This is a genomic window from Deltaproteobacteria bacterium (assembly GCA_016180845.1).
Classification (GTDB): Bacteria; UBA10199; UBA10199; order JACPAL01; family JACPAL01; genus JACPAK01.
In genome coordinates this window covers 151724-164500 of the sequence record JACPAK010000001.1, presented here as the reverse complement: position 1 = coordinate 164500, position 12777 = coordinate 151724, and the positions used below count along the sequence as shown (strand labels likewise).

The window sequence follows — 12777 nt, the reverse complement described above, 5'->3', positions numbered from 1 at the left end:
TTCAAATCATCGTGAAGGCTCCAAGAGATAATCCTTGGCTAATGAGGACCTACTCCGGACACACCTCTGCCAAGGCCTCAAACAAACTTTACAAGACAAATCTGGCCAAGGGACAGACAGGCCTCTCTGTCGCGTTCGATCTGCCGACACAGACCGGCTATGATTCCGATTACCCGTTGGCGCGTGGGGAGGTTGGGAAGGTGGGGGTTCCTATTGGGCATATCGGGGATATGAAGGCGCTTTTTGACGGAATTCCTCTTGAAAAAATGAATACCTCGATGACGATCAATGCAACGGCCGCCTGGCTCCTCGCCCTTTATGTGGCGACGGCCGAACCACAAGGAGCTGATCGCAAGAATCTTCAGGGGACCACGCAAAACGATATTATTAAGGAATATCTTTCACGAGGGACCTACATTTTTCCGCCGGAGCATTCCCTTCGATTGATGACCGACATGATCGCCTTCACGGTTCGGGAGATCCCGAAATGGAATCCGATCAATATCTGCAGTTATCACCTTCAGGAGGCGGGGGCGACACCGATTCAGGAGATCGCCTTTTCTCTCGCGAATGCGATTACCGTCCTCGATGCGGTACGGGATTCCGGAAAGGTGGCCCTTGAAGATTTTCCACTTGTCGTTGGGAGGATCTCTTTTTTTGTGAATGCCGGGATCCGCTTTGTTGAAGAGGTTTGCAAGATGCGGGCCTTTGTCCGGATCTGGGATCGACTGACAGAAACCCGTTATGGAGTGAAGGATCCGAAGCAGCGCCTTTTTCGCTATGGGGTACAGGTGAACTCGCTTGGGCTTACCGAGAGACAACCTGAAAACAATATTGTTCGGATCATCCTCGAAACCCTGGGCGTCACTCTTTCCAAAGAGGCGCGGGCCCGTGCCGTCCAGCTTCCGGCCTGGAATGAGGCGCTGGGACTTCCAAGACCATGGGATCAGCAGTGGAGCTTGAGGATCCAGCAGGTCTTGGCCTACGAGACCGATCTTCTGGAGTATGAGGATCTCTTTCGCGGCTCCGCCGTGGTCGACGAAAAGGTTTTGCGCATGGAGGAAGAGGCGTGGGCCGAGCTCGAAAAGATCCTCAAGATGGGAGGGACGCTCGAGACGATTGAGTATATGAAACAATCGCTTGTTGCCTCCAATAGAGAAAGGGTTCGCAGGATTGAGTCGGGGGAACAAAAAGTGGTCGGCGTGAACTGTTTTACGGAATCGGAACCCTCTCCCCTTGTGACCAAAAAGGGGGAAGGTTTTTTAAAGGTCAATCCCGCCTCTGAGAGGGAACAGATCTCTCATCTCCTGCGACACCGGAAAAATCGAGATGAAGAAAAGGTGAAACGTGCCATCGATCTTCTTTTCTCCACAGCTCGGGGGAGGGACAATATCATGCCCGCCTCTATCGAAGCGGCCCGTGTCGGGGTGACGACAGGGGAGTGGGCCTTTGCCCTGCGAGAGGTTTTTGGAGAATATCGCGCCCCGACCGGCGTCGGTGGTTTGCGGTCTCAAGAGATGACGAATGATTCCTTTCAAGCCCTTCGCAAAAAGGTTGAGGAGAAAAGTCGGAAGATCGGGGGTAAGATCCGACTCCTTCTGGGGAAGCCGGGACTCGATGGGCATTCAAATGGGATCGAGCAGATTGCCGTGCGGGCACGCGATGCCGGATTCGAGGTTATTTATCAGGGGATACGTCTCACGCCTGAGCAGATTGTTACCGCGGCACGGGACGAGGGGGTTCACATTATTGGTCTTTCGATTTTGTCCGGTTCTCACCTCGAGCTTGTTAAAGAGATCTCGAGAAAAATGAAGGAGGCAAAACTCAAAAGGCTTCCGATGATTGTTGGGGGGATTATCCCGGAGTCAGACAAGCCGAGACTCAAAAAGCTCGGCGTCAAAAGGGTCTACACCCCAAAGGATTTTGAGTTGAACAGGATTCTCTCGGAAATGATCGATCTCGTTCGCTAGTCCACCTGTTTATTTTTTAATCGCTTACAAATTATTTAAGCCAAAAAATTTACATATAAAATTTACACCAAACTTATAAAATCAATTAATTCAATGATTTAAAAAATGGCCTCTCCATTGCACTCTCTCGTTTTTCAGGAGGATGCCATGAAAAAAATCCATTCATTGTTACTTTTGATCTTTCTCGTTTCTACGGGGTGTCTCAGCTTGGACGATTTTAAGAAGTCTTCCTCGAAGGATGAGACGGGACCAAGTGACAATCTCTCAAGCCTTTTTACCGGTCCCCAGCAGAGCGGTTTTACGACAGGTGGTTCGGCGAATGTGGTGGTCAAGATTTGTGATGATGGGAGCTGTACGATCACCGAAGGGGCCTCTGTCTATGTCGGGTTTTTTGAGGACTGTTTCGCTGGTGGACCAACGGTCGCTGTAGAGGCTACTGCCCAGGAAGATGGTTCGGCAGTTTATGAAGGCGATGTCGCTCCGGGTCGTTATGTTGTTGGTGCCTTTGAGGACACCGATTTGAGTGGTGATAATCTTGCTACCGGGCCAGGGCCTGGGGATCGGATCGGTTTTGCCAATTTTGATCCAGAAAATTTCGAAGGGGGATGTGACGATCTCCCACGCGTTGAAGTCGTAGAGGGCGAAACGACAGAGGCTTCGATTTCGTTTAACATCTCTTCGAAACATTCTGCGAGGAGACATGAATCAATCCGTCGTAGCGGTCCTGGCTCAGTGACTCTTGCGATTGGTGAGTCTCCCGATCCTTTGGAATACGACGCGATCCTGCTTGTGGGTGTCGTGAGCAAACTCGATCGTTATGAGGTCGAGCCGACAATCATGAAGACCCTTTATTTTGAGGAAGGGGAATCTATTTCTGGGGAAACCGTGACGATTGAAGGGCTTGAACGAAACAAACACTACTATGCCTTTGCGATACTCCATAAAGATTTAAGGGGACGAACCCCTCTGCGTGGGATTCCCCCTCTCTACTGGGGGATGTTGGGCGGGATTGATAGTCCGATTGAGATTGAAGTTGCGAAGGAGGAGCCTGATCAGGATTGGACTTCAAAACCGATTGATCTTGAGGAGTTTGCACCCGATCCCGATCGCTATGCCGCTCCGTATACCTCAAACGGTCGAAAGGAGCTTCAGGCGAAGGTCTGTGTCGGAGAGGAGTTTGAGGAAGAGGAAATCACAGAGGACTCGCATCTCTTCGCCTGTGTGTGGGAAAATTCAAAAGGTCCTAAATCAAATGAGCCCCCAGTCAGTTGCATCGAGCCGGTTCATCTCGTGGAAGAGGTCCCTGATTTTGTGGAAGAGTGTGCGGTTGTGACCTTCAGCAATCTTCCCGAAGGGGACTATTATCTCTACGCCGGTCTTGATCTCGATGGGGATTTCAATTTCAAAAGCGGTGTTGATTATGAGGGGAGTTACGAGAAGAAAATTGAAGTGACGAAGAAGACAAAGAAAATTGATTTAACGGAAACACCCATACTTTTGGAAAAGCTCTAGACGCCGACACCTCACCTGCCGCGTCTAACTCACCCCTTCTGTGCTAGGGCAGAAGGGGTTTGCCTTATGAGATCCCTTGACGGGGTTGGATTCTCTCATTAAGTAAGGAAAGCACTTCATCTACCATGGCAAAGGAACTTTACGAAATCGGCGAAGTCCCTCCTTTGGGCGAGATCCCGAAAAAAATGCATGCGCAGGTGATCCGGCAGGAACGGTTTGGAGAACCCAAGAATGCCTTCCAGATGGAAAAGATGGATGTTCCGTCGATTGGTCCGCACGAGGTTCTGATTTATGTGATGGCGGCAGGGATCAATTACAACAACGTCTGGGCAGCCCTTGGGGTTCCGGTGGATGTCATTCGACTCCGGCAAAAAAAAGAAGAGGAGCCTGGTTTTCACATCGGGGGGAGTGATGCCTCCGGGGTCGTTTGGGCGGTCGGGAAAGAGGTCAAAAACGTCAAGGTCGGAGATGAGGTGGTCGTCCATTGTGGTTGGTGGGATCCGGATGACCCGTGGGTGAAGGCGGGGAAGGACCCGATGCTCGCCCCCTCTCAGTTGATCTGGGGCTACGAAACCAACTATGGAAGTTTTTCCCAGTTCACAAAGGTTCAGGACCACCAATGCCTCCCGAAACCAAAACATCTGTCTTGGGAAGAGGCGGGCTGTTTTATGTTGGTCGGCGCGACCGCTTATCGAATGCTCCATGGCTGGAAGGAACATACGGTCCAAAAAGGAGATGTCATTTTGATCTGGGGTGGTTCTGGTGGTCTCGGTTCGATGGCAATCCAGATCGTGAAGGCGGCGGGCGGGATACCGATCGCAGTCGTTTCGGATGACAAGAAAATTTCTTACTGCATGCAGCTCGGGGCAAAAGGGGTGATTAACCGAAGTCATTTTGATCACTGGGGTATTCTGCCCGATTGGAAAAACAAAGAAGAATACGGAAAATGGTTTCAAGGGGTCCGCTCCTTTGGGAAGGCGATTTGGGAGGCGGTCGGTGAAAAGAAAAACCCGCGGATCGTCTTTGAACACCCGGGTGAAAACACGATACCGACCTCTTTGTTCGTCTGCGACACGGGGGGGATGGTCGTTATCTGTGCCGGGACGAGTGGGTATAACGCAACACTGGATCTACGTTATCATTGGATGAGGCAAAAGCGTCTTCAGGGTTCTCATTTCGCCAATGATGAACAGGCGAAGGGGATTAACGACCTCGTCATCGAAGGAAAGGTGAACCCTTGTCTTTCTCAGACCTTCGAATTTTCGGAAACAGGCAATGCCCATCAACTGATGCGTGAGAATAAACACCCCTCGGGTAATATGGCGATTCTTGTGAACGCCCGAAAACGAGGGCTGAAGAATCTCGCCGACACCGTCAAGTCACAAAGTTAGCAACGGCCTTTCAGAGTTAGCGATGAAAGGGTCAAGATGACATTGTCACCCGTGGTTTACGTCGTTGGTCCTGCTGAGCGAGCACGAGTGGTCGCGGGCGAGGGAGAAATAGTCGCCGATGAGCTTTACTCGGCCCTCAATGGGGCGATCCATTCGCCTGGTGACTCGGCCCTCGTTGTCTACTATTCACCGCAAGGTAGCCGACAGGCTGCTATGAATCTTACCTTCCCAGCGCGGCTCACCTTGATTGGTCAGACAACTGTCTTTCATGAGCACCAGCAGGTTGTGACCCTTGCTTTGGCGGACCGCCGAGCGAGACCGGCCCCTTTTGAGACCCCCGTAGTGACCTATGTTTTTGATCGGACCCGACCAGACTTTGCGGGGGTCCGATTTGGTTTCAGGCAGACACCGACAGAAACGGTTGTTTCCTGTCTCGAGACGGGTGCTACTCGACCAGGTCAGGTCGGTTATATCGTTCAGTATGACGCTGCTGAGCTTGCGGCGGGGGTTGTCGAGGTAGAAGATCTTGCGGTCGGGAGAAGGGCGAGAAACCTCGCGAGAAGCATCCCTCGATCGCGTTTTGAGTTTCTTGATTTCCTTCGATCTCCGGGACGTGCTCAAAGGGTTAATGCCTGGGCCTTTCGGAGTGCCATGACTCTCGGAGTCCTGATTTTTTGTGGGATTGGATTCAACAGAACCTGATTGACATTCTCACCCACTAAAAGAAGACTGTAACTTGCAAATGAGGAGGTTATCTTATGAAAATCAAAAAAATCGGGGTTGTTGGTGTTGGGACGATGGGACACGGGATTTCCCAGATGGCGGCGCAATCCGGGTTTGAGGTCTGGTTCCGGGATAAGGATGATGAGAGGACCAAAAAGGGGAGGGGAAAGATTGAGCAAAATTGGGATCGGTTGATCGAGAAGGGAAAGATGACAGCCGATCAGAAGAAGGAGGCGACCTCCCGGCTCAATCTCTGTACAAGTCTTCAGGATCTTGCCTCGGTCGATCTCGTGATCGAGGCGATCACCGAAAATCGCGATCTGAAGCAAAATCTCTTTCGGGAATTGAACGGGATTATCCAGAAGGAGGCGGTTTTTGCCTCGAATACCTCTTCGATCTCGATTACCCAACTCGCCGCCTCCAGCGGGCGTCCGGAAAAATTTGTCGGGATGCATTTTTTCAATCCGGTCCCCGTCATGGCGCTCGTTGAGGTGATCCGCGGCCTTCAGACCTCCGATGAGAGCTATCAGGCGGTTTTTGATGTCGCCAAAGGGATGGGGAAAACCCCAGCGGCGGTCAAGGATTCTCCCGGCTTTGCCGTGAACCGGCTCCTCCTACCGATGATCAATGAGGCGTTCTTTCTGCTCTATGAAGGGGTTGCGGACGCGAAGACGATCGATGAGGTGATGAAACTGGGGGCCAATCATCCGATGGGGCCTCTCGCCCTCGCTGATTTTGTCGGTCTCGATGTGACGCTCGCCGCGATGGAGGTCCTGCAGAGAGACCTCGGGGATGACAAATACCGCCCTTGTCCTCTGCTTCGGAAGTATGTAGAGTCCGGCCGGTATGGCAAAAAAACCGGTCGTGGGGTCTACGACTACAATTCATAACGCCCCCAAAAAGGTATACCTCCAAAGCCTCGGCTGCCCCAAAAATCTCGTCGATTCCGAGATCATGCTGGGGCAGCTTGCGACGCAGGGGTTTGAGTTGACGCAAAATCAGAAAGAGGCCGAGGTGATCATCGTCAACACCTGTGGTTTTCTGCAGTCTTCGGTAAAGGAATCGATCAACACGATTCTGGATCTTTCGAAAGAAAAGAAGAGTGGCTCTTGCGAGAAGCTGGTTGTCACAGGGTGTCTCTCGCAACGATATCAGGGAGAGCTTCCAAAGGAACTCCAGGAGGTCGATCTCTTTATCGGAACAAATGATTATGCCGAAATTGGGCGGGTCCTGTCTCGGGTTCCGCCCAGTCGTGAATATATTCACCCTCCACTCTATGTTCACACGTCAGACACGCCCCGACTTCTCGCCACGGCATCTCACATAGCCTATGTGAAAATTGCGGAGGGGTGTAACCACACCTGTTCTTTTTGCATTATTCCAAAACTTCGTGGAAAACAAAGGAGTCGGGCGATCGCTGATATTGTTGCTGAGGTGAAAAATCTTCAGTCAATGGAGGTGAAGGAGTTTAATCTGATTGCCCAGGATACGACAGATTATGGGTATGACCTGCATGATGGAACCAACATCGAAAAACTTTTCACGGAGCTGGCCAAGATCTCAGGGGATCATTGGTTTCGCCTTATGTACGCCTACCCTTTACGTTTCTCTGACGAATTGATCGACATCATCGCCTCATCACCCAACTTTTGTCGTTATGTCGACATCCCCTTTCAACATATCAGCGATCGGATCTTGAAATCGATGCATCGAGGTTCGAACGGTGCTTACATCCGACGGTTTGTTGAGAGAATACGGGGAAAAATTCCTGATGTCGGGATTCGCTCTACATTCATTGTCGGTTATCCGGGGGAGACGGAAACTGAGTTTCAGGAGCTTGCCCATTTCTTGGAAGACGCCGAACTGGAACGCGTGGGAGTTTTTACCTATTCTCATGAAGAAGGGACCGAGGCGGCCGATCTTTCAGATCAGGTTTCAGAAAAAGTTAAAAAAGAACGCCGAAGGATTCTTATGGAGCGTCAACAAGAGATTAGCCTGAAAAAGAATCGTGGACGCCTTGGGAAAAAACTGAAAGTTCTTGCCGACAGGCCCTTCGGCTCAGGACGAGCCGTGGGTCGTACCGAATGGGATGCGCCGGATATTGATGGAAACGTCGAACTCAAAGGGAAAGGGATAACGGCCGGGAATTTTTACGAAGTCACGGTGACCGGAGCGACTCCTTATACTCTTTTTGCGGAGATCTGATCGATGTCAATTGATGCGGGAGAGCGGGAAAATATCAGCCGCTGGAATCTCTCAAAAGACTGCTTTTTTGAAAGTTATGTTGTCCATTGGGCCGATCCTGGTCAGGAGATGGCGGCATCACTCCGTTATATTCTCCTTTCTCCGCAAGGCAGGGATCCTGAAGCGACTGTTTGGGGACATTTTTTTGATCGTCGAGATCCAAAACAAAATCTCTTTTTAAAAGAAACTTTTCCTTTGACCAACATGCAGGTTGAGCATGAGATTTTTTATTTTTCGGCTGGCGCCTCGGCCATTTTTCAGTCAGGGGCCCGGGGGGAGTTAAAAAACAAGACGATGAGCTGGGAATTGAAGTTTTTGCCCCCTACGCGCTCTTTTCGTTACCTCCCAGCCCCATTTTACCACTTGAATATTCCAGCGATGAAGTGGATTGCCCCTCAACTCAGCTTCCAGCTGAATGGGGAGCTCAAGGTTCGGGATAAGGTTTTTTCCTTTCCATCGGTGATCGCCTCTCAGGTACATCTTTGGGGGAAGGGGATCGATGATTCCTGGACGTGGGGTCATTGCCGTCATTTTCGGGAGGATAAGGAGGCCTTTTTTGAAGGTCTTTGTCTTCCCGTCACCTGGAAGAGGCGAACGATGATCGTGCCCCTTCTCTACTTTTTTTATCATGGGAACGAGTATCTTGTCCGCGATCCTGTCGCTTGGTTGAAGAGTAAAAGTTCCTACGGAACCAATCAGTGGCATTTTGAGGTACAGGATAAGGATCTCTTGTTTATCGGTGATTTTTCTTCTCCTTCTGAGGTGATGACCAATCTTCAGTACGAAGACCCGCGTGGATCGATGAGGCAGGTTCAATTTTCAGGGGTTGCCGATCTGAAGATTCAGATCTCCCAAAAAAATGGAAAAAACTGGAGACCGATTGACACGTTGACGGCGGAGAAGAGCGCCTTCTTTGAAACCGGCACTAGGAAACCTTAAGCTTTCCTTTCCCCATACCGGTGTCCAAAGGTCGCCCTCATTATTCGAGGGCTTCCTGGACGCCGGAATACGCCGCCTTCTTGTTAAGATTCTCGTCGAAGAGGAGTGGATGGTTCTCCGTGAGCCACCCTGGATCACGGTCGCGCAGACCCCAGACGATGATGGTCTTGTGGCGGCGTGCCGCGAGGAAGGTTTCGACGACTGACTTGTAGGTTTGCTTCTGTTGCTCATAATCAGTCTCGCTGGCGTCGGCCGGCAATTCCACATCGAGTTCGGTGATGTAATTGTCGAGCCCGAGGTCCGCGATCTCATTCATACGCGCAAGCAGCGTGGCGGAGTCGAAACTTCCCGGAGTAACGTGCATTTGCCAACCGAGGGCATGCACCGGTACGCCCTCATTCTTAAGACTGACGAGCAACGTCTTGACGCCTGTGAACTTAGCCTCATTGCTCTCAATCTCATACTCGTTGTAATACAGCACGGCGTCCGGATCGACGGCATGCGCCCGAACGAATGCCTTCCGGATGTAGTCGTCCCCCATCGCCTCGGCCCACTTATGGCCCTGACGGAGCGTTCCATCACTGTCAACAGCCTCATTGACGACGTTCCAGAACTTGATCCGGCCCGCGTAGCGTCCAACCACGGCATCGATGTGCTCGTTCATGATCGCTTCGATGTCGGCATTAGGTGCGGCCTTCAACCAATCAGGCATCTCTCCCGGCTCGAACCAGACCAATGTCTGACCGAACAATTCCATGTTGCGCGCAAGTCCCCAGTCTACTTTTGCATCCATCTCGGTGAAGTCGAATTCGGTGCGGCTCGGGCGGGAACCATCCCCCCAGAACGTCCCGGCAGTCATCGCGTTCATCTCCGTTTCGAAGAGCTCATCATAAGTGTCGCTTCGAAAATCGTACTGATAATTGGCCCCGAAGCGGATGCCGTGCTTCTCGGCAAGCGTTTTGAGGCTAGCCGTAGCTGCAGTTTCACTCCTCTTGCCGCAGCCATGGAAAAACAAGGCGGCAGTAATCGTTCCAGCCATCACCAGTACGAGACATTTCGAGAGCGTCATCATGGAATTCTTGATCTTCATTGTGTTGGCTTATTTCTTCCCCTTCCCAACCTCGGTATTGATCGGAATTTTTTTCAGGCAAAGCGGGCATTCTTTTGGATCCCAGGCCTCTAAATTGAGATTCACCAAGGCGTAGAGGTTCGGGATATTCCCCAAATCTTCCGGAGTGACACCACCACGATTGACGAGGGCGCCGACACCGATAATATTTCCGTTCAAGCATCGGACCGTTTCAACGACCTTTTTCACCGAACCACCGGTGTTCAAGATATCTTCCACCACAAGAATATTTTTTTTCGGGATCAATCGATCGTATCCGCGTTGGATCACAAAACCATCCGCCGACTTTTCGGCGTAAATCCCCAACACCTCTTTTCCTTTTAGTTCGCTGAGGTGATGCGAGACCCACTGAGAGAGGATGACTCCACCAATCACGGGGGCAACAACGGCATCGACAGGAATTTTCGAAAAGTGCTCGGCGATCGCTCGACAAAGCCTGGAGATCAGCTGTGTGTGAGGGTATACGGCGTCTTTGTTGATGTAGGTGCTTCCATGCTTCCCGGAGGTATAGATGAAATGGTCGTTGGTCAAGACGGCGCCGGTTTCTTGAAGGATTTTGAGGGCCTCATTCATAAGGGGTTGGCTACCTTAAAAGTGGCGAGACCGACAAGCGAAAATAGTTTTTATGGCTGGTTTTGTTTTGCCTTCACCGCCTCGATGAAGTCGAAGAGGAGGAGGGAGGGATCATTCGGGAAGACAAGGCCACGAGACCCAACAGGATATCGGTCGTCAACATAGCTTCGGATCCGATCCCAATTTTTGGCACCACTTCCGATCGCCTCCATCAGGTAATAGAGGATGTTGTTATTGTCTGCCCCATGGCCGGTATCCTCATCACTGATGAAATAATTTCCGCTGTAGGATCCCATGAGGGAGGGGACCTCACGGAAGCCACCGCAGGAACCGATAAAGATTAATTTTTTCTTGTTTTTTGCAGCATCAGTGTCGGGCAAAGTCTCATGCAGGTGAAAGGAATGACCTCGGTGACCAATGATGTCGACAGAGCGATCGGACATTAATTTGTCGATAGCGATCTCCTCTAATGTGGCAACGACCTCGAAGGTGACCGTCCGCCCATCGGGACGGAGAAACTGTTTCGTCATCGTGACGGTCTTTCCAGCGGCAGAACGTCGGATTTGAAACCCCTTCTTGGCATACATCTCTTGAATCAGTGAAAAATGTTTTTCATCAGGATAGAATTTCAATACCGCTTTCAGGCGACCATCAGCTAACCATTCAGATGGAATTTTGGGGGGAAGAATCTCCGGGAGCTCATTTGCGATCGTTTTCGCACGCTCCTTATCCGAAAAATCGTTGTGATAAAGCTTGATCAAATAACCGACCGCTGCCCGTTTAGAGACATTTTTGAGAAAATCCTGGATTTCATATTGTTCAAGGAGCGCATTTTCGATTTTTTCCTTGATGGTTTTACCCCCTTCACCAGCAACGAATTGACCGACAATCTTGGAAAGGAGTGAAATGTTTCTTGGCAAGAGATCAGGATCGGCCTCCTCCAGCAATTCAACGACCCTTTCGGAAAAATATTCAGGGTCTCGTGCGAAGACCTCCCTCAATTTGTTAAACCCGGCGAGCGTCAGAATAAATCCAGCCATGAAATTCCCTTCAGGGTCGATTTTTTTTACTTCTGCAAGGAAATCCGGATTGTTTTGAATCTTCATCGCGTAGATCCGGTCGACAAAAGTTGATGTGTAGAGGTCCGGTCCTGCGATAGAGGAGAGCAGATAGACTGCCCTTGTCGAGAGATTTTGGATGATCGTCTTTCGCATCAGGTCGTCCTTTTGGTCCCTGTCATGGATATGGTTGATCAGGACCGCCATCCATTGGGCCTCATTCTTTCGCGAGCCGATCTCTTCTCCTTTTGAGAAAGTCTCCAGGGGAAATTGGTCGAATCTCTGGTTGATGATCGCGGCGATCTGTTCGGCAAGGCCTTGTCGGTCTTTGATCCCAGCGGGGTTGAGCGTGAGATTTCCCCTGTTGAGGATATCTTTCAGGCCCAGCAGGTCGGTTCCACTGATCTGTTTGGTCATGATGGCGAATCCTGTGCGGAAGTCGGGGAATTCCTCTTTGAACTTTTGTGTGCCTTGATCCTGATGACGGATGAGCAGGTCGGTGAGGACTTCGTAGGTGAGCACAGTCGCCTCTCCAGATTTTTTGGCGATCTCTTTTAAAAATTCAATCACATCAGCATTTGGAATGTTGTTTTGTTTGAGGAGGGAGGCAGCCGAAGCGATTTTTTGAAGGAGGTTATACGGACCCCATTCGATCCTGCCGGAAAGTCGGGTGACCTCTCTCAGGAGATCCTGAATCTCGTGAGTTGTGAAACCGACTGATCTGAGTGTCTGGATCGTATAAGGCAATTCCTCACAGACGGTATTCAGGACTGTCTTCGGTGTCAGGATCACGAGGTGGAGGTATCCCGGGGGAAGACCTGCGTTCCGGGCAATCTCATACGGGAATGAAAGGACCTCCGAGAGGGTAAAATCGGCCTCAAGATAGATCCCCAATTTATTATAGATCTCAGAAGCGATACGACCGAAGTCAGAAAGGGACGCGTCGAGGAAGTCCCCTATCTCTTTCTTCGTGTACCCTTCCTTCTTGAGAGGATCGAGGGCACGTTTCATACTTCTCAATAGGTCCCAGCTCTCTTCTCGCCCGAATGAAATCACCCCTTTGATACGCTGATCAAACTCGGCGTCTGTAAAACCGGCCTCAAGCAGTTTTGGATAGAGCTGAATCGCATCGGAGGCGGCATTTTCGGTATTGGAAACAATCTCGGCGATCCGTTTCGGTCCGTTTTCGTCCCATTTCCCCAATCCCTCCAACTCCGCAATAACCTTGGGAAGATAGA

General features: G+C 50.8%; 10 protein-coding genes. 7 read left to right on the top strand and 3 right to left on the bottom strand.

Translation table 11 applies throughout. The features are described 5' to 3' along the window. Positions 1-8: 8 nt before the first annotated feature. The 7 genes from HYT76_00825 to HYT76_00795 all read left to right on the top strand — a co-directional run bounded on the left by HYT76_00825 (position 9) and on the right by HYT76_00795 (position 8779). Positions 9-1970, top strand: coding sequence for a protein meaA (locus HYT76_00825; protein ID MBI2082087.1), 1962 nt, complete (start codon positions 9-11; stop codon positions 1968-1970). 147 nt (positions 1971-2117) lie between these two features. Further along, positions 2118-3482 carry a hypothetical protein gene (locus tag HYT76_00820; protein ID MBI2082086.1) on the top strand — a complete coding sequence of 455 codons (1365 nt, stop codon included), beginning with the start codon at positions 2118-2120 and terminating at the stop codon, positions 3480-3482. A gap of 125 nt (positions 3483-3607) precedes the next feature. Next, positions 3608-4873 carry a crotonyl-CoA carboxylase/reductase gene (gene ccrA, locus HYT76_00815; protein MBI2082085.1) on the top strand — a complete coding sequence of 422 codons (1266 nt, stop codon included), beginning with the start codon at positions 3608-3610 and terminating at the stop codon, positions 4871-4873. Positions 4874-4909: 36 nt separating this feature from the next. Next, the gene (locus HYT76_00810; GenBank protein ID MBI2082084.1) at positions 4910-5575 is read left to right on the top strand and encodes a hypothetical protein; all 666 of its coding nucleotides are present in this window, start codon (positions 4910-4912) and stop codon (positions 5573-5575) included. A 56-nt stretch (positions 5576-5631) separates the two neighbouring features. Further along, the gene (locus HYT76_00805; protein MBI2082083.1) at positions 5632-6486 is read left to right on the top strand and encodes a 3-hydroxybutyryl-CoA dehydrogenase; all 855 of its coding nucleotides are present in this window, start codon (positions 5632-5634) and stop codon (positions 6484-6486) included. Continuing rightward, on the top strand, positions 6443-7801 hold the full coding sequence (gene rimO / locus HYT76_00800; protein ID MBI2082082.1) for a 30S ribosomal protein S12 methylthiotransferase RimO: 1359 nt from the start codon (positions 6443-6445) through the stop codon (positions 7799-7801). The genes HYT76_00805 and rimO overlap by 44 nt, the downstream gene beginning before the upstream one ends. A gap of 3 nt (positions 7802-7804) precedes the next feature. Beyond that, on the top strand, positions 7805-8779 hold the full coding sequence (locus HYT76_00795) for a hypothetical protein (protein ID MBI2082081.1): 975 nt from the start codon (positions 7805-7807) through the stop codon (positions 8777-8779). 40 nt (positions 8780-8819) lie between these two features. On the opposite strand, the gene HYT76_00790 is transcribed toward HYT76_00795, so the two are convergent. The 3 genes from HYT76_00790 to HYT76_00780 are packed head-to-tail and all read right to left on the bottom strand — an operon-like array spanning position 8820 to position 12742. Next, the gene (locus tag HYT76_00790) at positions 8820-9869 is read right to left on the bottom strand and encodes an endo-1,4-beta-xylanase (protein ID MBI2082080.1); all 1050 of its coding nucleotides are present in this window, start codon (positions 9867-9869) and stop codon (positions 8820-8822) included. A 9-nt stretch (positions 9870-9878) separates the two neighbouring features. After that, positions 9879-10481, bottom strand: a complete 603-nt coding sequence (locus HYT76_00785) for a phosphoribosyltransferase (GenBank protein ID MBI2082079.1) — start codon at positions 10479-10481, stop codon at positions 9879-9881. Between the two features lie 50 nt (positions 10482-10531). Then, positions 10532-12742 carry a hypothetical protein gene (locus HYT76_00780; protein ID MBI2082078.1) on the bottom strand — a complete coding sequence of 737 codons (2211 nt, stop codon included), beginning with the start codon at positions 12740-12742 and terminating at the stop codon, positions 10532-10534. Between the last annotated feature and the right edge of the window lie 35 nt (positions 12743-12777).

Excerpts from the sequence above, each read along its gene's own strand:
- HYT76_00820 (MBI2082086.1), top strand. The coding sequence starts at position 2,118 with ATGAAAAAAATCCATTCATTGTTACTTTTGATCTTTCTCGTTTCTACG.
- ccrA (MBI2082085.1), top strand. The coding sequence starts at position 3,608 with ATGGCAAAGGAACTTTACGAAATCGGCGAAGTCCCTCCTTTGGGCGAG.
- HYT76_00810 (MBI2082084.1), top strand. The coding sequence starts at position 4,910 with ATGACATTGTCACCCGTGGTTTACGTCGTTGGTCCTGCTGAGCGAGCA.
- HYT76_00805 (MBI2082083.1), top strand. The coding sequence starts at position 5,632 with ATGAAAATCAAAAAAATCGGGGTTGTTGGTGTTGGGACGATGGGACAC.
- rimO (MBI2082082.1), top strand. The coding sequence starts at position 6,443 with ATGGCAAAAAAACCGGTCGTGGGGTCTACGACTACAATTCATAACGCC.
- HYT76_00795 (MBI2082081.1), top strand. The coding sequence starts at position 7,805 with ATGTCAATTGATGCGGGAGAGCGGGAAAATATCAGCCGCTGGAATCTC.
- HYT76_00790 (MBI2082080.1), bottom strand. The coding sequence starts at position 9,869 with ATGAAGATCAAGAATTCCATGATGACGCTCTCGAAATGTCTCGTACTG.
- HYT76_00785 (MBI2082079.1), bottom strand. The coding sequence starts at position 10,481 with ATGAATGAGGCCCTCAAAATCCTTCAAGAAACCGGCGCCGTCTTGACC.